The organism is Brevundimonas sp. NPDC058933 (assembly GCF_049315965.1).
Taxonomy (GTDB): Bacteria; Pseudomonadota; Alphaproteobacteria; order Caulobacterales; family Caulobacteraceae; genus Brevundimonas.
The window spans coordinates 120,629-139,055 of sequence record NZ_JBMOSL010000004.1 but is presented as its reverse complement, the minus strand read 5'-3'; the positions used below and the strand labels follow the sequence as shown (position 1 = coordinate 139,055).

Annotated in this window: 23 protein-coding genes; 15 read left to right on the top strand and 8 right to left on the bottom strand. The window is 67.9% G+C overall.

From position 1 onward, the window contains the following. Positions 1 to 37: 37 nt before the first annotated feature. Complete coding sequence (locus ACOZBP_RS10370) at positions 38 to 991, bottom strand: hypothetical protein (protein WP_422676350.1); 954 nt, start codon at positions 989 to 991, stop codon at positions 38 to 40. A 308-nt stretch (positions 992 to 1,299) separates the two neighbouring features. Between ACOZBP_RS10370 and lepA the strand changes: the two genes are divergently transcribed. After that, a complete protein-coding gene (lepA, locus tag ACOZBP_RS10365) occupies positions 1,300 to 3,108 on the top strand; it encodes a translation elongation factor 4 (protein ID WP_422676349.1) in 1,809 nt (602 codons plus the stop codon). A gap of 31 nt (positions 3,109 to 3,139) precedes the next feature. Here the strand turns inward: lepA and ACOZBP_RS10360 are convergent, their stop codons facing one another. After that, positions 3,140 to 4,045: a hypothetical protein gene (locus ACOZBP_RS10360; RefSeq protein WP_422676348.1), complete on the bottom strand. Its 906-nt coding sequence runs from the start codon at positions 4,043 to 4,045 to the stop codon at positions 3,140 to 3,142. Positions 4,046 to 4,142: 97 nt separating this feature from the next. Between ACOZBP_RS10360 and ACOZBP_RS10355 the strand changes: the two genes are divergently transcribed. Beyond that, positions 4,143 to 5,534 carry an SLC13 family permease gene (locus tag ACOZBP_RS10355; protein WP_422676347.1) on the top strand — a complete coding sequence of 464 codons (1,392 nt, stop codon included), beginning with the start codon at positions 4,143 to 4,145 and terminating at the stop codon, positions 5,532 to 5,534. Between the two features lie 63 nt (positions 5,535 to 5,597). Here ACOZBP_RS10355 and ACOZBP_RS10350 read toward each other — a convergent pair whose 3' ends face one another. From ACOZBP_RS10350 to ACOZBP_RS10340, 3 genes are all read right to left on the bottom strand, one after another. Then, positions 5,598 to 6,026: a hypothetical protein gene (locus tag ACOZBP_RS10350; RefSeq protein WP_422676346.1), complete on the bottom strand. Its 429-nt coding sequence runs from the start codon at positions 6,024 to 6,026 to the stop codon at positions 5,598 to 5,600. A gap of 75 nt (positions 6,027 to 6,101) precedes the next feature. Next, positions 6,102 to 6,311: a hypothetical protein gene (locus ACOZBP_RS10345; protein ID WP_422676345.1), complete on the bottom strand. Its 210-nt coding sequence runs from the start codon at positions 6,309 to 6,311 to the stop codon at positions 6,102 to 6,104. Beyond that, positions 6,311 to 6,697 (bottom strand): hypothetical protein, encoded by a 387-nt coding sequence (locus ACOZBP_RS10340; protein WP_422676344.1) that lies wholly within the window; start codon positions 6,695 to 6,697, stop codon positions 6,311 to 6,313. Before ACOZBP_RS10340 ends, ACOZBP_RS10345 begins: the two co-directional genes overlap by 1 nt. 158 nt (positions 6,698 to 6,855) lie before the next feature. On the opposite strand from ACOZBP_RS10340, the gene ACOZBP_RS10335 reads away from it, so the two are divergent. The 6 genes from ACOZBP_RS10335 (at position 6,856) to ACOZBP_RS10310 (ending at position 11,567) form a co-directional block, all read left to right on the top strand. Next, complete coding sequence (locus ACOZBP_RS10335) at positions 6,856 to 7,602, top strand: NYN domain-containing protein (protein WP_422676343.1); 747 nt, start codon at positions 6,856 to 6,858, stop codon at positions 7,600 to 7,602. Between the two features lie 88 nt (positions 7,603 to 7,690). Next, the gene (locus ACOZBP_RS10330; protein ID WP_422676342.1) at positions 7,691 to 8,023 is read left to right on the top strand and encodes a hypothetical protein; all 333 of its coding nucleotides are present in this window, start codon (positions 7,691 to 7,693) and stop codon (positions 8,021 to 8,023) included. A 1-nt stretch (position 8,024) separates the two neighbouring features. Continuing rightward, positions 8,025 to 8,318, top strand: a complete 294-nt coding sequence (locus ACOZBP_RS10325; protein ID WP_422676341.1) for a hypothetical protein — start codon at positions 8,025 to 8,027, stop codon at positions 8,316 to 8,318. A 45-nt stretch (positions 8,319 to 8,363) separates the two neighbouring features. Continuing rightward, a complete protein-coding gene (locus tag ACOZBP_RS10320; protein ID WP_422676340.1) occupies positions 8,364 to 8,642 on the top strand; it encodes a hypothetical protein in 279 nt (92 codons plus the stop codon). A 73-nt stretch (positions 8,643 to 8,715) separates the two neighbouring features. After that, a complete protein-coding gene (gene cobT, locus ACOZBP_RS10315; RefSeq protein WP_422676339.1) occupies positions 8,716 to 10,599 on the top strand; it encodes a cobaltochelatase subunit CobT in 1,884 nt (627 codons plus the stop codon). Next, positions 10,596 to 11,567 carry an esterase-like activity of phytase family protein gene (locus tag ACOZBP_RS10310; protein ID WP_422676338.1) on the top strand — a complete coding sequence of 324 codons (972 nt, stop codon included), beginning with the start codon at positions 10,596 to 10,598 and terminating at the stop codon, positions 11,565 to 11,567. The genes cobT and ACOZBP_RS10310 overlap by 4 nt, the downstream gene beginning before the upstream one ends. Before the next feature lie 159 nt (positions 11,568 to 11,726). Here ACOZBP_RS10310 and ACOZBP_RS10305 read toward each other — a convergent pair whose 3' ends face one another. The 3 genes from ACOZBP_RS10305 to ACOZBP_RS10295 are packed head-to-tail and all read right to left on the bottom strand — an operon-like array spanning position 11,727 to position 13,487. After that, positions 11,727 to 12,317 carry a demethoxyubiquinone hydroxylase family protein gene (locus ACOZBP_RS10305; protein WP_422676337.1) on the bottom strand — a complete coding sequence of 197 codons (591 nt, stop codon included), beginning with the start codon at positions 12,315 to 12,317 and terminating at the stop codon, positions 11,727 to 11,729. A 12-nt stretch (positions 12,318 to 12,329) separates the two neighbouring features. Next, on the bottom strand, positions 12,330 to 12,869 hold the full coding sequence (locus ACOZBP_RS10300; protein WP_422676336.1) for a disulfide bond formation protein B: 540 nt from the start codon (positions 12,867 to 12,869) through the stop codon (positions 12,330 to 12,332). A 36-nt stretch (positions 12,870 to 12,905) separates the two neighbouring features. Further along, complete coding sequence (locus tag ACOZBP_RS10295) at positions 12,906 to 13,487, bottom strand: YqaA family protein (protein ID WP_422676335.1); 582 nt, start codon at positions 13,485 to 13,487, stop codon at positions 12,906 to 12,908. A 188-nt stretch (positions 13,488 to 13,675) separates the two neighbouring features. On the opposite strand from ACOZBP_RS10295, the gene hppD reads away from it, so the two are divergent. The 7 genes from hppD to ACOZBP_RS10260 all read left to right on the top strand — a co-directional run bounded on the left by hppD (position 13,676) and on the right by ACOZBP_RS10260 (position 18,364). Next, a complete protein-coding gene (gene hppD / locus ACOZBP_RS10290) occupies positions 13,676 to 14,761 on the top strand; it encodes a 4-hydroxyphenylpyruvate dioxygenase (RefSeq protein ID WP_422676334.1) in 1,086 nt (361 codons plus the stop codon). Next, a complete protein-coding gene (locus ACOZBP_RS10285; RefSeq protein ID WP_312064645.1) occupies positions 14,762 to 14,947 on the top strand; it encodes a hypothetical protein in 186 nt (61 codons plus the stop codon). 155 nt (positions 14,948 to 15,102) lie between these two features. After that, on the top strand, positions 15,103 to 16,182 hold the full coding sequence (locus ACOZBP_RS10280; RefSeq protein ID WP_422676332.1) for an isoaspartyl peptidase/L-asparaginase family protein: 1,080 nt from the start codon (positions 15,103 to 15,105) through the stop codon (positions 16,180 to 16,182). Then, positions 16,179 to 16,547 carry a cupin domain-containing protein gene (locus ACOZBP_RS10275; RefSeq protein ID WP_422676331.1) on the top strand — a complete coding sequence of 123 codons (369 nt, stop codon included), beginning with the start codon at positions 16,179 to 16,181 and terminating at the stop codon, positions 16,545 to 16,547. Before ACOZBP_RS10280 ends, ACOZBP_RS10275 begins: the two co-directional genes overlap by 4 nt. Then, positions 16,544 to 17,014: a methyltransferase family protein gene (locus ACOZBP_RS10270; RefSeq protein WP_422676330.1), complete on the top strand. Its 471-nt coding sequence runs from the start codon at positions 16,544 to 16,546 to the stop codon at positions 17,012 to 17,014. Before ACOZBP_RS10275 ends, ACOZBP_RS10270 begins: the two co-directional genes overlap by 4 nt. Beyond that, positions 17,005 to 17,295: a hypothetical protein gene (locus tag ACOZBP_RS10265; protein ID WP_422676329.1), complete on the top strand. Its 291-nt coding sequence runs from the start codon at positions 17,005 to 17,007 to the stop codon at positions 17,293 to 17,295. Before ACOZBP_RS10270 ends, ACOZBP_RS10265 begins: the two co-directional genes overlap by 10 nt. A 67-nt stretch (positions 17,296 to 17,362) precedes the next feature. After that, positions 17,363 to 18,364, top strand: coding sequence for a fumarylacetoacetate hydrolase family protein (locus ACOZBP_RS10260; RefSeq protein ID WP_422676328.1), 1,002 nt, complete (start codon positions 17,363 to 17,365; stop codon positions 18,362 to 18,364). The last annotated feature ends 63 nt before the right edge of the window (positions 18,365 to 18,427 follow it).

The window sequence follows — 18,427 nt, the reverse complement described above, 5'->3', positions numbered from 1 at the left end:
GGGATCGGCGACCGGTTTCCCGGCCGCCGACAGACGCTTAGCCGCCGTTGCCGAAGGTCACATTGGCGTTGGCGCTGATGGCCGTGGCAGCCTGACCGACCGAAGCCTGGCCGGAAATGTTGCTCACGGTCTGAATCCCCGCGAAGCCGGCGAATGCGCCGCCATTCTGGGTGATGTCGCCGCTGCGGACACGGCCGTTTTGCGGACCGTCGCCGCCTTCCGAGAGGTCGAAGCTCAGATCGCTGACGTTGGCGGCCAGCGACTGGTTGCTCAGCGAAACCCTCCAGGTCGAGTTGTCGTTGAACGAGTCGGTGATGCCGATGTTGGTCGAGTTGTCGTTGCCCGAATCGTTGACCGAGTTGTCGTTGAACGAGTCCGCGATATCGACCGCCAGATCCAGGTCAGTGGAGTTGTCGGTATTGGTCGAGTTGTCGTTGCCCGAGTCATTGACCGAGTTGTCGTTGAACGAGTCGGCGATATCGACAGCCAGGTCGGTCGAGCTGTCGGTATTGGTCGAGTTGTCATTGCCCGAGTCGCTGGTCGAATTGTCGTTGAACGAATCCGCGATATCGACAGCCAGATCGGCGGAGTTGTCGTTGCCGGAATCGCTGACCGAATTGTCGGAATTGTCCGAATTGTCGTTCAGAGAGTCCGTGATGCCCACCGCCAGATCAGTGTTGGTCGAATTGTCGGAGTTGTCCGAGTTATCCGAATTGTCGTTCAGCGAATCGGTGATGCCGACCGCCAAATCGGTGTTGGTGGAGTTGTCCGAATTGTCGTTGCCGGAATCCGCCACATCCAGGGAGTTGTCGGAGTTGTCGTTGAACGAGTCCGAAATGGGCACGTCTGTGCTGTTGTAGGAGTCGGTGGCGGTGGTGTTGCCGCCGACGCCGCCGTTCGGGCCGCTCGAGGTGGACTGGGCCTGGGTCATCGTCGCAAAGGCGAGCACCCCCACCAGGACAGCCGCCGAAGTCATCAATTTGGCACGCATATCTTTAGCCTCCAGATCAAAATGGATACGGAGGTTCCTCCACCTCCGGACAACCCAATCGCCCTGAACGACCGTCGTTCCGCATTCTCGCGGCAGGAGAATCGGCCTGAAAATCGACGGTCTTTGGCCCTTCACAGGGCGCAACACGCCAAATGTTATGGTTAGCGTGACTGCCGCACCTCAAACCGGGTCATTTGATCTGTCGGCCACCCGTAATAAACTTTCCGAATCCGGGAACTCTGTCACAAGCGCGTCCGGACACCCGGTGCATGGCGTTCGGGCGCTACGGATGCTAAGCGCGCCGGACCATGACGACGCCCCCAATCGAACGCATCCGTAATTTCTCGGTGGTCGCCCACATCGACCACGGCAAGTCCACGCTGTCGGACCGGCTGATTCAGCACACCGGCGGCCTGACCGCGCGGGAAATGTCGGCGCAAGTCCTTGATAACATGGACATCGAGAAGGAGCGCGGCATCACCATCAAGGCGCAGACCGTGCGCCTGCACTACAAGGCCAAGGACGGGCTGGACTACGTCCTGAACCTGATGGACACGCCGGGGCACGTCGACTTCGCCTATGAGGTGTCGCGCAGCCTGGCCGCGTGCGAGGGTTCGATCCTGGTGGTCGATGCGTCGCAGGGCGTCGAGGCCCAGACCCTGGCCAACGTCTATCAGGCCATCGACAACAACCACGAGATCGTGCCGGTCCTGAACAAGATCGATCTGCCCGCCGCCGAGCCCGAGCGGGTTCGCGCGCAGATCGAGGACGTCATCGGCATCGACGCTTCCGACGCCGTCATGGCCTCGGCCAAGTCGGGCATCGGCATCGAAGAGGTGCTGGAGGCCATCGTCACCCGCCTGCCGGCGCCCAAGGGCGACGTCAACGCCCCGCTGAAGGCCATGCTGGTCGACGCCTGGTACGACCCCTACCTCGGCGTGGTCCTGCTGGTGCGCGTCTTCGACGGCGTGCTGAAGGCTGGCCAGCGGGTCCAGATGATGCAGTCGGGCTCGACCCATCTGGTCGACCGCGTCGGCGTCTTCCTGCCCAAGAACACGCCCGTGGACCAGCTTGGCCCGGGCGAGGTCGGCTTCATCACCGCCCAGATCAAGGAAGTGGCCCACGCCGCCGTCGGCGACACCATCACCGACGAGAAGAAGCCGACCGCCGAACCGCTGAAGGGCTTCAAGGAAGTCCAGTCGGTGGTCTTCTGCGGCCTCTTCCCGGTCGACGCCGCCGACTTCGAGGACCTGCGCGCCGCCATCGGCAAGCTGCGCCTGAACGACGCCTCCTTCACCTTCGAGATGGAATCGAGCGCCGCCCTGGGCTTCGGCTTCCGCTGCGGCTTCCTGGGCCTGCTGCACCTGGAGATCATCCAGGAGCGCCTGAGCCGCGAGTTCAATCTGGACCTGATCGCGACGGCCCCCTCGGTCGTCTACAAGATCGGCCTGCGCGACGGACGCGAGATCGACCTGCACAACCCGGCCGACCTGCCCGACGTGATGCAGATCGAGACCATCAGCGAGCCCTGGATCAAGGCCACCATCCTGACCCCCGACGAATACCTGGGCGGCGTGATCAAGCTTTGCCAGGACCGTCGCGGCTCGCAGGTCGAGCTGTCCTACGTCGGCAGCCGCGCGCTCGTCGTCTATGAGCTGCCGCTGAACGAGGTCGTCTTCGACTTCTACGACCGCCTGAAGTCGATCTCGAAGGGCTATGCCTCGTTCGACTACGAGCTGACGGACTACAAGGTCGGCGATCTGGTCAAGATGAGCATCCTGGTCAACGCCGAGCCGGTCGACGCCCTGTCCATGCTGGTCCACCGCGGCCGCGCCGAGACGCGCGGACGCGGCATGGTCGAGAAGATGAAGGAGCTGATCCCGCCCCACATGTTCGTCATCCCCATTCAGGCGGCCATCGGCGGCAAGATCATCGCCCGCGAAACCGTCCGCGCCCTGCGCAAGGACGTGACGTCCAAGTGCTACGGCGGCGACGCCACCCGCAAGAAGAAGCTGCTCGAGAAGCAGAAGGCCGGCAAGAAGCGCATGCGCCAGTTCGGCAAGGTCGAGATCCCGCAGGAAGCCTTCATCGCCGCGTTGAAGATGGACGAGGATTGAGGGCGGCACTCCGCCCTATCCTTGGGTCAGCTCAGCCTGCCGGCCGCCACTCCGCCAGCTGACCGCCCGTGGCTCCATCTTCAAAGGCGACCTTGTCCAGCTGAACGGCGACGATGCACACGGGACGCTGATCCCTGTTCTCGGCCCGACAGCGGATCGAACGCCCGTCCGGAAATGTTCCGATGCGCCCTTCCAGCAGAACCCGCCAGCCCAGCCTCGGCGGCGCAGCCGGCGCCTCTCCCTCTGCGCGAATCAAATAGACGTAAGGGCGGCCGTCGCGACGGCCGACGCGCGACCCCTCGATGGAAGAATAGGCCGCCAGCCCTGCCGAAGGGGGAGAAACCCGGGGCGTGGGCGGAGGCAGCGGCGCGCCATCCCGCTCCGGCTCGCCAGGCTGTTTGGCGACCTCTTGCGGCGCGTCTGCGGCCGCCGTCTCCGAAGCAGAGCCAGGCGACAGGGGCTGAGGCGCAATAGCGGGCGGCGGTGGCGGGCAGACATCCGGAGATTGCCATGGACGCGCAATCCACACCCCCTCGGCCTGGGCCCAGGCCGCGTCCAGTCCGCTGACGTCGACCGGCGGCTCGGTCAACCAGTTGGACGGCGTCAGGCGCAGTTCGATGTTCCGCCGATCCTCGTCCCAGGTCCATGAGGCGAACCCAGGTCGTGCGGAGGACGGAAGTTCGCCCGGCCCCTGGCATCCAAACGGCAGGCGCACGCTGAAGCGCCGCCCGGCCAGGACCTCGACTTCGCCGTCCCCTGCTGCGTGATGCGAGGCGGCGCGCGCCAGGACAGCGATCATATCGGCGCGATTCAGGGCCGCTGGCTGAACCGGCGCGACCGGGGCCGGCGCCTCGGGCGGGGCGGGGGGACGCTCGCGTTCGCACTGGGCCAGACCTATCGCACTCAGGGCCAGGGACGCCGTCTTGAGGCGTTTCATTGAAATCATCCGGAACCTTCCGCCATTTTGGGCCGCTCATGCAAATCGGCGCACAGCGTCACCATAAGCGCACGCCGACCGGGAGGGTTCACCGCCGATGAGTTTCGACCAGATCGCCGCACTTGTCGTGCTCGTCTGCGTCGTCGCCGCGATGATCCACGGCAAGCTGCGCCCGGACGTCGTGGCGCTGGCTGGTGCGGCGGTGCTGCTGATGCTGGGGGTCGTTCGCCCTGTAGAGCTTCAAGGCGCCTTCGCCAGCCCCGCCGTGATCGCTCTGGCGGGTCTTTTCGTCATCGCCTACGCCATGGAGCTGTCGGGCCTGCTGGCCTGGCTGATCCGCAAGGCCAAGGGGCTGACGAAGGTCTTCGGGCGACACGCCATATGGATGGTGATTGGCCTTTGCGGCGCGGTCGGCGGGTTCTTGAACAACACCCCCGTCGTCGTGTTGGCCGCTCCGGTGATCCGGGACATGGCCACATCTCTGGGCCTGTCGCCAAAGCGTTTCCTTATGCCGCTCAGCTACGCCACCATCATGGGCGGACTGCTGACGCTGATCGGCACCTCGACCAACCTTTTGGTCAGCGACATGGCCCGCAACGCCGGCCAGCCGACGTTCGGTCTGTTCGAGATCACGGGCGTCGGACTGACGATCGCCGTGGTCGGCGGGACCTACCTCTACTTCATCGGTTCGCGGATGCTGGAGGGCACGGCCTCGCGCGAGGAAGCGGAAATGGCCGCACGGCGAGAGGCCGACGCCCAGGGCGGCGAACGAAAGCGGAGACTGTGGCCCTTCGCCCTTCCGCGTCTCGGCGAGCAGCGCGCCACGCCCAGCGGATCGGGCGACGCGGTCCTGGGCGACGTCGATCTGTTCGAGAAAGGCGCCGAGCGGCCGCTGGAGTTGAAACGCGCGCTCGCTTCGCTGGTGGTCTTCGTCGGGGTGATCGCCGTGGCGGCCTTCGGCCTGGCGCCCATCGCGGCCTCCGCCTTCGCCGGCGCCGTGGCCCTGATCCTGCTCCGTATCATTACGGCGGAAGAAGCCTATGCGGGGCTGAGGCCCGAGATCCTGCTGCTGATCGCCGGCATGGTGGTGATCGGCTCGTCGCTGGAAGTCACAGGCCTGGCCCAGGCTGGCGCCGACGCCCTGATCGACGTGATCCGGCCTTATGGCCCATGGGTCGCCCTGTTCATCTTCTACGGGGTCACGCTGTTCTCCACGGACATTCTCTCGAACGCCACGGTGGCCGTGCTGTTCTCCCCGATCGCCGTCGCCATAGCGGCCGCTCTGGGCGTAGACGCCCGGCCCTTTCTGGTCGCGGTGATGATGGCGGCTTCAGCGGCCTTCGCCACACCGTTCAGCTATCAGACCAATGTCCTCGTCTTCCAGATGGGCAACTACAGCTACATGGACTTTGTGAAGGTCGGGCTCCCGCTCAACCTGATCACCTGGGCCGCGGGCATGGCGGCCATCCCGATCTTCTTCCCCTTCTAGACGCCCTCGATCACCCGACGCCGGCAGAACGCAAGTCGGACGCCGGCCGCTATTTGGGAGCTTCTATCGTTTCCTGAAGCGGGCGGCGTCGGCGGCCAGGCCGGCGCCCCAGTCTGTGGTCGGATGGTCGGGCTCAGCCATGAAGGGCAATTCGCCGGCCACGCCGCGAATGGCGAGGGCCAGAGGCAGGGCGTAGTGGGGCATGAGGCGCAAGGGCTTGCGACGCTTGTCGGTCACGTCCCAGCCCAGGGCCTCGAAGGCTTCGGCGAGATCGGCGCCGGACAGGCGATGGATGTCGTCCCATTCTTCAGGCAGTTCGACGGCCTCAGCCGTGTCGCCCGTCAGGCCGAACAGGGCGCTGGTCAAGGCGTCGATCTCGGGAAACTCGTCGCGGGCGTCGGGATCGGCGTAGCGCGGCTTCATCAGCGCCTTCAGTTCCAGATCATCGACGCCGGGCAGATCGATCAGGCGGCGCAAGGGAGCTTGGGTCATGGAGCCCTGTAGCACGAACGCCGCCCGGTGATGTGAAAACGGCGACCTGCGAAGAGGTCGCCGTCGTCGTCGTCGTCAGGTCTTGGACCGATCCAGCGCGGGCCATCTGACAAAGGCCAGAACCCATAGCCCCACGATGTTCACATAGGGCAGCATGGCGAGGATCACCCACCAGCGTGAAAATCCGAGGCGACGCAGGATGATCGCGCCTGGCACGGCAAAGACGATCGTCATGACCGCCAGCGTCAGCCCGGCGATGACCACATGCGGCGCCCCGGCTTCCATCAGCCGGCCGCGGCGGTCTGGGCCGGCTGGGCCTCGAAGTTGCAGCGCTTGGTGACGGCGGTCTGCTGCAGGGCGTCGTATTCCCCCTTCAGGCGTCCCAGCTCTTCCTTCTTGTCGTTGCCGCCGGCCAGGAAGAAGAGGGCGGGCCAGAAGAGGACCAGGCCCACGCCCATGGCGATGGCGTCGTTGTTGGCCTGCTTGCGCTGCTGGCCGGTCACCTCATCGACGCGCTGGCTGATGCGGACCAGCTCTGTCCGAATCTGGCCGCAGTCGTAGGCCTGATACTGCAGCGGCGAGACATAGCTGGCGGAAATCTTGTCCGGCGCCGTGGCGCAGGCGGCAAGAGACAACGCCGCGCAGCACGCGACGACAGCTTTGATTTTCATGGATCCCCCCGGATCAAAAAGCTCGCAGCGGTCGCCACGAGATAACCCCGGTCTATCACATCACGAAACCGTGTCCAGCGCTGTAAGCGGCCGGCTGCGATTGACCCCGTCCGCCCGGCGAACGACCCTGATCGTCCTGTATCTGCAAAGGCCCGCCCATGCCGACCGACCTGCCCAGCGCCGCCCGCGCGCCCCGCCTGGCCGTCCTGATCGACGGCGAGAACGCCTCGGCCCGGATTGCGGAGGCCCTGTTCACCGAGATCGCCACCCTGGGCGAGGCCAGTGCGCGACGCATCTACGGCGATGCGGCCAGTCAGTCGCTGAAGGGCTGGATCGAGATCCTGCCCCGCTGGGCCATTCAGTGGCAGCAGAACTTCGCCAACACCAAGGGCAAGAACTCGGGCGACATCGCCCTTGTGATCGACGCCATGGATCTGCTGCACTCCGGACGGTTCGACGGCTTCTGCCTGGTGTCGTCGGACAGCGACTTCACCCGGCTGGCGGCGCGCATCCGCGAGCAGGGCGTGCCGGTCTACGGCTTTGGCGAGAGGAAGACGCCCGAGAGCTTCCGCCAGGCCTGCACCCGCTTCATCTACACGGAGAACCTGACGGGTCGGGGCGGCGGGAACGAGGATGGCGGAGAGCCGGCGCCCCCGCCGGTGGCGGAGAAGAAGCCTTCGGACGCCGTGCGCCTGATCGCCGCCGCCATCGCCGACATGGACGAGGACGGCGACGGCTGGGTCAATATCGGCGGCATCGGCAACCGGCTGAGGAACGCCTACCCCGACTTCGACCAACGCACCTATGGACACGCCAAGCTGTCCGACCTGATCCGCGCCACGGGCCGTTTCGACGTCGAGGCCGGAGCGGGCGGAGCTATGCGGGTGCGGGTCAGGCCGCGCTGACAAGCGGGGCCGTTCGGATACCGATGTTGTCACCCGCCACGATTGGAGTCAGGATGAGGCCTGAACCTTTCGCGCGCAGGAGCTCGTCATGCTGTTGATCACCGCCGCCGCCCTGGCCCTCATGGGCGCCCCTGCTATTCAGGATGAGGGCGAGGCTCGTCCGCGCGTCGTCTCCAGCACGCCGTCTCGCACCATCTCCGCGCGCGCGCCCAGCGTGCCGGACGGCCCCACCCGCACGGTCTGCAGCCGTGAGCGGGCGATGGACAGCAACATCATGCGCCGCGTCTGTCGCGAGGTGCCGATCAACACGGCCGGGCGCGAACGGATGTCTGGCGACTACCTGCGGCAGATGCAGAGCATCGGGCTGGATTCGTCCAACGGCCCCAATCAGCGTCAGCCCGGCGGTCGTCCGGTCGGGTGACATGCTGATCACCCTGTTCGCCCTGACGCTGCTGGCCCAGTCGCCCGACGCGACGGCGGTCGCGCCGGCGCAGCCCATGCCGGCGCCCCGCGCGCCGGTCCGCGTCGTCACGGCGCGCGCGCCGACCCTGCCGGACGGTCCGACGCGGGTGGTCTGTACCCGCGAACGTGCCATGGATACCAACATCCAGCGTCGCGTCTGTCGGCGGGTGCCGGTGAACAGCAGCGAGCGCGAGCGCATGGCCAGCGACATGTTGAAGGACATGCAACGCCTGGGACGGATCGAAGGCGACTGATCCGGACGTCAGTCGCCTCCTCTCGATTAAGTTAGAGTATTTCATATGTTTACGATCATCACAGCCCTCGCCTTTCTCGCTCTAGACCCGGCCGCCGCGCCGGCTGGTCGCGCCTCCAACCCGCCCGGCATGGCCATCACCGCCGCCCCGAACGTTCCGCAGGGCACGCCGATGCGCGAAGTCTGCCGCCGCGAGCGCGAGCCGGGCTCCAATGTGACGCAGCGTGTCTGTCGTCAGGTGCCGGTGAATAGCTCGGCCCGCGACCGCTCGGCGGGCGACCGCCTGCGCGAAGTGCAGGGCGCGCGGATGCCCGAAGGCGTATAGGGCGCGAGGGCTTTTCACGCCCTGAAGTCCGCCGCCCCCTTCCCCCCCGCGCCGGGTGGTCTATGTGTGGGCCATGGCCGCCGCAGAGACCCCCGTCGAGACCTTCAAACGCGCATTGGCCAATGCCGCGCGCGCCCTGGCCGAGCAGGCCGAGCTGGAGGTCCACTTCGGCTCGGACGGGCCGCGGCTGTCGAACGGCGTCCTGACCCTGCCCCATCCGCCGCGCGATCCGGGCGCGCCCGAAAGCGCGACCCTGCGCGGGCAGGCCGACCGGCTGGCGCTGAGGCTGGCCAATCACGACGAGGCCCTGAACGCCCGACTGCGCCCGATTGACCAGACGGCGGCGGAGGTGTTCGACGCCGTAGAGCAGGCCCGGGTCGAGGCGGTCGGCGCGCGCGAACTGAAGGGCGTGCGCAACAATATGAACGCGGCGCTTCTGACCCGGCTGGAGAAGTCGGGCGCCCTGCGGGCCGAGGCCGAGCGGGTGCCGGTGGCCGAGGCCGCGGCCCTGCTGGTGCGCGAGCGCCTGACGGGCGAGGCCGCGACCGACGGGCTGAAGTCCATGCTGGACCTGGTCCGGTCCAATCTGGAGCTGAAGGCGGGGGCCGAACTGGACGCCCTGGCCGCGGTGGCTGACGACCAGACGGCCTTTGCCGCCCGGCTGAAGGACGTGCTGCGGGCGCTGGACCTCGACCCCGGCGACGGCCAGGCCGAGGACGCCAACGACGAGCAGGGCGAGGACGAGCCCGACCAGTCGCAGCAGGACGCGCCCGATGAGGACGAACAGGAAGAAGAGGACGGCGGTGAAGGCGGCCAATCGCTGGAAGGTACCGCCGACGACCAGTCCGCCGAGGACGAGCGCCAGACCCGCCCCGACGGCGCCCCCGCCGATCCCGACGGCGAGGCCTCGGACGACGGCCCCGAGCTGAACGAAGGCGCCCTGCCCAATCGTCAGGACAGCGTGGACGACGGGCGCGCCGTCGACGCCTATCGCGTCTTCACCACCGCCTATGACGAGACCATCGGCGCCGAGGAGCTGTGCGACCCGATGGAGCTGGACCGGCTGCGCTCCTTGCTGGACGCGCAACTGGCGACCCTGTCGAGCGTCGTGTCGCGGCTGGCCAACAAGCTGCAACGCCGCCTGATGGCGCAGCAGAGCCGCAGCTGGTCGTTCGATCTGGAAGAAGGCGTGCTGGACACCGCCCGCCTGACCCGCGTCATCACCGATCCGACCAGCCCCCTGTCGTTCAAGATGGAGAGCGAGAGCCCGTTCCGGGATACGGTCGTGACCCTGCTGATCGACAACTCGGGCTCGATGCGCGGGCGGCCGATCATGGTGGCGGCGGTCTGCGCCGACATCCTGGCGCGGACGCTGGAGCGGTGCGGCGTCAAGGTCGAGATCCTGGGTTTCACCACCCGCGCCTGGAAGGGCGGCCAGTCGCGCGAGGCCTGGATCAGCGCAGGCAAGCCCGCCAATCCGGGGCGCCTGAACGACCTGCGCCACATCATCTACAAGTCGGCCGATGCGCCGTGGCGCCGGGCCAAGAAGAACCTGGGCCTGATGATGCGCGAGGGCCTCCTGAAGGAAAACATCGACGGCGAGGCCCTGACCTGGGCGCACGACCGGATGAAGGGGCGGACGGAATCCCGCAAGATCCTGATGGTCATTTCGGACGGTTCGCCGGTGGACGACTCGACGCAGTCGGCCAACGCCGCCCTCTATCTGGACAAGCACCTGCGGCAGGTGATCGAGCAGATCGAGACGAAGTCGCCGGTCGAGCTGATCGCCATCGGCATCGGCCATGACGTGACCCGCTGGTATCGCCGCGCCGTGACCATCGTCGATGTCGAGCAACTGGCCGGCGTCATGACCGAGAAGCTGGCCGAGCTGTTCGAGGCCAAGCCGAAGGCTGTGACCAAGACGCCCCCCCGGACCTTGGGGAAGCGGGCGGCGTGAACCGGCGGATCTATGTCGCGGCCCTGGCGGCGCTGACGCTGGCCGCCTGCGCCGGCGCGGTCGTGACGTCGCAGCCGTGGAACCCGACTCGGGACGCCGACGGCTGGAGCGCGGTCAGCGCCTCGACCCGCGCCGTGGGTCTGGGCCTGCCCGGCGGCGCGGTGCTGGCCAAGGGCGTGCGCTACGCCGGGGGCGTGACCCTGCTGGCCGATGCGGGTTCGCCGCTGCACAGCCTGTCGGACCTGAAGCTGACCGGCGACGGCGGCTTCGTCAGCGTCTCTGACGTGGGCGACCTGGCGCGCGGGACGCTGGCGCTGGACGCACGCGGGCGGTTGATCGGGCTGGAGGGGCTGCGCGTGCGCCGCCTGACCCTGGCCGACGGCACGCCGATCAGTCAGAAGGCCGACGGCGACGCCGAGGGTCTGGCCCTCACCCCGGGCGGCGACCTGCTGGTCAGTTTCGAGCGCGACCACCGCATCTGGAACTATGGGCCGCTGACGGCGCTGCGGTCTCCGCAGGCCGTGCGACGGCCCGACTTCCCCTTCGGCGAGAACGACGGAATGGAGGGGTTGGCGGCGTCCGGCGACGGCTGGCGGGTGGCGGGCGAATCCAGCGGAGTCTGGGACTGTTCGGCCACGCGTTGCGCCGTCGTGACGGCGCCGCCCGAGACGCCGCTGACCGACAGCGCCTATCGCATCACCGGCATGGACCGCGATCCGGCGGGCGGCTGGTTCGTGGTGCAGCGGTCCTATCGCGCGCCGGTGGACGTGCGGGCGCGGGTCCGGCGCATGGCGCAGGACGGGACGCTGGGCCCGGTGCTGGTCGAGCTGAAACTGCCCGGGACCACCGATAATTTCGAGGGGATCGCGGCGGAGAAGCGGGGGGAGCGGACGCGGCTCTACATCCTGTCGGACGACAACTTCAACGCCGTGCAGCGGACCATGATGCTGGCGTTTGACGTGAGGTGATCCTTCTCCCTCCCCGAACGGGGAGGGTGGCTGAGCCTGAAAGGCGAAGACGGGTGGGGGCGGCACGGCAAGACAGCCGCAGCGCCCAGTATCGCCGCGCCCTCCCCACCCGGTCGCTGCGCGACCACCCTCCCCGAACGGGGAGGGAGAGACCTTGTCCTAAATCCGTTCGCTGATCTTGATGGCGGCCTTGCAGCCGACCTTGATCACGCTGGACAGCAACCGATACCCCGGCGCTTCGCGGCTGCCGTGCTCGATGGCGTGGTCGTGGTGGGCCAGTTCCTCTTCGCGGAACCTGGTCAGTTCGGCGGCCAGCTCGGGGTCGCGGTCGCGGACCTCCTCGATCTGGTCGGCGTAGTGTTGCTCGATGACGCTCTCGACCGCCTCGGTGCAGGCGTGGGCGGCCTTCTCCGAGATCAGGGCTGTGCCGGCGCCGAGCGCCGTGGCGGCCAGTTTCCACAGCGGGATCATGGCCGTGGGGCGCACCCGGTTCTGGGTCAGCAGGGCCTCGAAACGGGCCAGGTGGACGGCCTCATGGCCCTCCATCTCGGTCAGGTCGGCGGCGATGGCGGCCTTGCCCTTGCGGCCCTCCAGCACCGCGCGCTGGGCGCGGTAGATGTGGACGGCGGCGAATTCGCCTGCGTGGTCGACGCGCAGCATCTCGGCCATGCGGGCGCGGGTCTGGCCCACGCCGGGGCGCGGCAGGGGGATGCGGCGGGCGGCGGCGACGGTGTCGGATGCCTCGGTCATGATTGCTTCTTCCTACGCCTTGGGCGCGCGTGCGTCCTTGGGACGTTTCGCCGCCAGCAGGCTGAAAATAGCCAGCGCCAGCGAGATCAGGAAGTTCCAGCCCGCCATTGAAACGCCGGCGAAGCTCCACGCCACGTCCCCGCAGCCGATGATGGGCTTCACCTCGGCCGTGCCGTCGGCCAGGGCGCTCAGCGCGCTGAGATCAATGGCGGCCGAGGGGAGGGCCGAACAGGTCGCGGGCAGAGCCCACCACTTCAGTTCGCCGCCGGCGTGGAAGCCTGCGGTGATCGCGCCGGTGAAGAAGACGGCGGCCAGCAGGAAGGAGGCGATGCGCGGGGTGCCCCGGCTGGCGCGGCTGAGGACGGCCCAGAAGGTGGCGGCGCCGGCGATGGCCACGGCGGCCCAGTAGACCTCGCGCTGCTTGAGGCAGAGGTTGCAGGGGGCCAGCCCCGCGAACCGCTCGAAGGCGTGAGCCGCGCCCAGCATGGCCAGGGAGGCCGCCAGCGCGAAGGCGGTCCACCAGCGGGTCAGTCGTTGATACAGGCGCGTCATGGCGTCTTTCTTAGACGCAGCCGGGGCCGGCGTCGATCAGTGTCCGACAAGCTTGACGGCGAAGACGGCGCCGACCAGCAGAACCAGGAACAGGACGGTGAACAGGGCCAGCCGTTTCTCGATCACGGCCAGCATGGGCTCGCCCCAGCGCTTGAGCACGAAGGCCACCAGGAAGAAGCGGGCGCCGCGCGTGATCACGCACAGGGCGACGAACAGGGCCAGATTGAACTGGAAGATGCCCGAGGCGATGGTGATCAGCTTGAACGGGATGGGCGTCAGCCCCTTGATCAGGATGACCCAGGCCCCGTGCTGCTGGAACAGGGCCTTGGAGGCTTCGAAAGTGTCGGCCTTGCCCAGCACCGCCAGCATCCACATGCCGACCGGCTCCAGGAAGAAGCCGATGGCGTAGCCCAGCAGGCCGCCCAGCACCGAGGCGAGCGTGCAGACCGCGGCGTAGAAATAGGCGCGATCCGGACGGGCCAGCACCATGGGCGCCAGCATGACGTCGGGCGGAATGGGGAAGAAGGAGCTTTCCGCAAAGGAGACGACGGCCAGAGACCGGGTCGCGTGGCGGTGGCGGGCCAGGGAGAAGACCCAGTCATAGAGCTTGCGAAGCATACAGGCGTCCCGGTTGAGCCGACGGCTCTAGCAGGCCCAAAGCCGGCGTGCACCCGCCGATAATCGCCTGCGACACCGCAACGTGTCCTGTTTCGATGCAGCCCTGCCTTGCGTCCCGGGGGGGCCGCCCATTAGGTTCCGCCCCAATCGGCGACGGATGTCGTCCCAAAATTCAGAGGAGACGCGCCATGAATGACGCCGCCAAACTCGATCAGGAAAACCCGCTGGGCGTGGACGGTTTCGAATTCGTCGAATTCACCGGCCCCGAGCCCGAAGCCATGGTCGCCCGGCTGGAGTTGATGGGCTTCACCCCCACCCATGTGAACCCGACCACGGACGCGGTGCGCCTGAAGCAGGGCGACATCACCATGCTGGTCAACCGCAGCCCCAAGGGCCAGGCGGCGGACTTCGCCAGGGACCACGGCCCCTCGGCCAACGGCATGGCCTTCCGCGTCGCCGACGCCAAGGCCGCCTATGAGGGCGCGCTGGAACGCGGCGCGGTCAAGGCCGAGGGCGTGAACGGCGGGGCGCTGGGGAACGACTATCCCTATATCCTGCAAGGCATCGGCGGTTCGCTGCTCTATGTCGTCGACCAGTACGGCGAGCAGGGCTCGCTGTATGACGCCTGGGACGAGATCGAGGGCTGGGAAGAGGCCGAGCGCAAGAACTCGATGGGTCTGGAGATCCTCGACCACCTGACCCACAACGTGCGTCGCGGCGAGATGCGCACCTGGTCGGGCTTCTATGGTTCGGTGTTCAACTTCGAGGAACAGAAGTATTTCGACATCAAGGGCAAGGCGACGGGCCTGTTCTCCCAGGCCATGATCGCGCCCGACCGCGCCATCCGCATTCCGCTGAACGAGAGTCAGGACGACAACTCCCAGATCGAGGAGTTCCTGCGTCGCTATAACGGCGAGGGCATCCAGCACATCGCCCTGACCACCGAGAACATCTTCGAGACGGTCGAGGCCATGAAGGCGCGCGGCGTGGACTTCCAGGACACGATCGAGACCTATTTCGAGCTGATCGACAAGCGCCTGCCCAACCACGGCGAGGACGTGGAGCGGATGCGCAAGAACCGCATCCTGATCGACGGTTCGGACGAGGAAGGCCTGCTGCTGCAGATCTTCACCCAGGACACCTTCGGTCCGATCTTCTTCGAGATCATCCAGCGCAAGGGCAACGAAGGCTTCGGCAACGGCAATTTCCAGGCCCTGTTCGACTCCATCGAGCTGGACCAGATCCGTCGCGGCGTCATCAAGGTCGACGCCTGAATGAAGATGCGGCCGCCGCACTGGCTGCCCTGGCTCGGCCCGCTGCTGGCGGCCGGGGCCGGGGCGCTGGCCGGGGAATACTGGCTGGGGGGAGGCTTCTGGATGGTGCTGCTGGCGGCGCTGGTCTGCGGCTTCGCCCCCATCCTCGGCTACCGCATCTGGAAGCGACTGCACCACCGGCGCTGAGCTTTCCTCCCCACTCTGTGGGGAGGGGGACCACGAAGTGGTGGAGGGGGCGGCGCGAACATTAGCCCCTCGAGTCGCCCCCTCCGTCACGGCCGCTTGCGCGTCCGCGCCACCTCCCCACAGAGTGGGGAGGAAAATCCTGAGGGAAACCGCCGATGAAGTCCGTCCTGACCGCCGCCGCCGTCCTGACCCTGCTGGCGTCGCCTGCGTTCTCGCAGGAGGCCCCGAGCTGGTCGCTGGCCATTCACGGCGGGGCGGGCGTCATCGAGCGGGCCAGCCTGACGTCGGAACGCGACGCCGCCTATCGCGCCGGATTGCAGGCAGCGCTGGACGCCGGTTCGGCGGTCCTGGCCCGGGGCGGCTCGGCCCTGGACGCGGTCCAGGCGGCGGTCCAGACCATGGAGGACAATCCCCTGTTCAACGCCGGGCGCGGGGCGGTCTTCACCGCCGCCGGCCAGAATGAGCTGGACGCCGCCGTGATGAACGGCGCTGACCTGAGCGCGGGGGCGGTGGCCGGCCTGACCCGCACCCGCCACCCCATCGCGGCGGCCCGGGCGGTGATGGAAAAATCCCCCCATGTCATGCTGATCGGCGAGGGCGCCGAGACCTTCGCCGCCTCGGTCGGGCTGGAACAGGTCGAGCCGAGCTTCTTCTTCACCGAGAGCCGCTGGCAGGCCCTGCTGAAGGCCCTGCGCGACAAGGGCCTGCCGCTGCCGTCGCGCCCCGAAGGCGCGCCGCCGGAACCCGCGACCCTGGCCAGGCCGGTCCCGCTGGCCTCGCTCAACGAAGCGCCGCTGGACGAGCGCAAGTTCGGCACGGTCGGCGCCGTGGCCCGGGACAGCCAGGGCCGTCTGGCCGCCGCCACCTCGACCGGCGGCATGACCGCCAAGCAGTGGGGCCGGGTCGGCGACGTGCCGGTGATCGGCGCCGGCACCTACGCCTCCAACGCCGACGGCTGCGCCGTCTCGGCCACCGGATCGGGCGAGTATTTCATCCGCGCCACCGTGGCCCGCGACATCTGCCACCGCACGGCCACGGGCATGGCGGTTCAGCCCGCCGCCGACGCCGAGATCGCCGAGGTCGGCGCCATCGGCGGCGACGGCGGCGTCATCGTCATGGGCAAGGACGGCGCGGTCGCCTTCTCGATGAACACCTCGGGCATGTATCGCGGCGAGGCCGGTTCGGGCCGCACCAGCCGCGTCGCCATCTACGCCGACGAAGAAAGCCCGCGATGACCGGGGCGGTCGTCGATCTGGCGCAGAAGTTCGGCGGCTTTTCCGACCAATGGCGGCCGCGCGTCGCGGCGCAGCTGAACGGGCAGGACGTGCGGCTGGTCAAGGTCCAGGGGGTCTTCCCCTGGCACAGCCACGCCGAGGCCGAGGAGATGTTTCTGGTCTGGAAGGGCCGCTTCCGGGTCGAGTTTCGCGACCGGATCGAAACCCTGGAGCCCGGCCAGTTCATCGTCGTGCCGCGCGGCGTCGAACATCGCACCGCCGCCGACGAGGAGGCCGAGGTGATGATCTTCGAACCGTCCGAGGTGATCAACACCGGCGACGCCCCGACCTCCGACTTCACCGCGCCGACGGGGCAGACGATATGACGACACGCGACCATCCCGGCGTTCTCGCCCCGCCGCCGCTGATCTACCTCGGCTTCCTGCTGGCGGGATACGGCGTGGGTCAGCTGGTCAGCGAGCCGTCGCTGGGCCTGAACGCCGATGTGCGGCGTGGCCTGGCCTTTGTTCTGGTGATCGGCGGTCTGCTGCTGGACGGGATCGCGGCGGGAACCTTCCGCCGTCTCGGCACCCCGCCCGAGCCGTGGAAGCCGACCACGGCCCTGGCGACCGGCGGCCTCTATCAATACAGCCGCAATCCCATCTACGTCGGCTTCGGGATCACCTACGCCGGGTTCGCCCTGGCCATGGACAGCCCGGTCGCCCTGGCCCTGCTGGCGCCCTGCCTGATGGTCATTGACCGCTTCGTCATTCAGCGTGAAGAGCGCTATCTCACAATGAAATTCGGCGCCGAATACCACGCCTACAAAGGAAAGGTCCGCCGATGGCTGTGACCCCCAACACCCCCGCCCCGCACGCCGACGAACTGTCGGAAATGGCCATCGAGGAACTGGACGCCGCCTGCGGCCTGCACTGGGTCGAGATGAAGGCCGTCACCCCCTGGGGCGACACCTATGAGGGCGTGGCCCCGTCGGGCCGGGCGGTCGAGATCGAGCGCCGCTACCTGTGGGCGCACGAGCCCGCAGGCGCCATCGCCGTCGAGGTCGAGGTGCGCGACCCGGCCCTGCGTACCGGGGCCGAGGCCCGCGCCGTCATCTCGCCCCCGAATAGTTGATCGAACGGCGGCTTTGCGACCGCCGACGCCGCTTTCCAACCGCTTCGCCTCGGACTAGCTTCGCCCCATGAAACTCGCCTCGCTCAAGCACGGCCGTGACGGCCGCCTCGTCGTCGTCTCCAGGGACCTGAACTGGTTCACCGACGCCTTCCTGATCGCCCCCACGCTGCAGGCGGCGCTGGATGACTGGGACCGCTGCGAGCCCCTGCTGCGGGCCCTGGCGGAAAGCCTTGAGCACGAAGCCGTGCCGCGCGGCCGCTTCCACGAGCGCGACGCCGCCGCCCCCCTGCCCCGCGCCTATCAGTGGGCCGACGGCTCGGCCTATGTGAACCACGTCGAACTGGTGCGCAAAGCGCGCGGCGCCGAGATGCCCGCGACCTTCTGGACCGATCCGCTGATGTATCAGGGCGGCTCCGACAACTTCCTCGGCGCCCGCGACGCCATCCCGCTGAAGGACGAGGCCTGGGGCTGCGACCTGGAGGCCGAGATCGTGGTCGTCACCGGCGACGTGCCGCTGGGCGCCACGCGCGACGAGGCCCTGGCGGCGATCCGTCTGGTCGGTCTGGTCAACGACGTGTCCTTGCGCAACCTGATCCCCGGCGAACTGGCCAAGGGCTTCGGCTTCGTCCAGTCCAAGCCCGCCAGCGCCCTGTCGCCGGTCTTCGTCACCCCGGATGAACTCGGTGATCGCTGGAAGGACGGCAAGCTGTCGGGCGAGCTTCTGGTCCAGTTGAACGGCGCCGACTTCGGCAAGGCCGACGCGGGCGTGGACATGACCTTCGACTTCGGCGTGCTGATCGCCCATCTGGCCAAGACCCGCGCCCTGATCGCCGGCACCATCATCGGGTCGGGCACGGTGTCGAACAAGGACGCCGACGGCGGTCCGGGCAAGCCGGTGGCCGAAGGCGGTCTGGGCTATTCCTGCATCGCCGAGGTCCGCACGGTCGAAACCCTCCTGACCGGCGAAGCCAAGACCCCCTTCCTCAAGCACGGCGACACCGTCCGCATCGAGATGCTGGACGACGGGCGCCACTCCATCTTCGGCGCCATCGAACAGACGGTCGCCTGATCCTGCTTTTCCGACCGCCGTTCGCCGGGGTAGGCTGACGGCGTTTCTGGAAGGGGAAGTTCC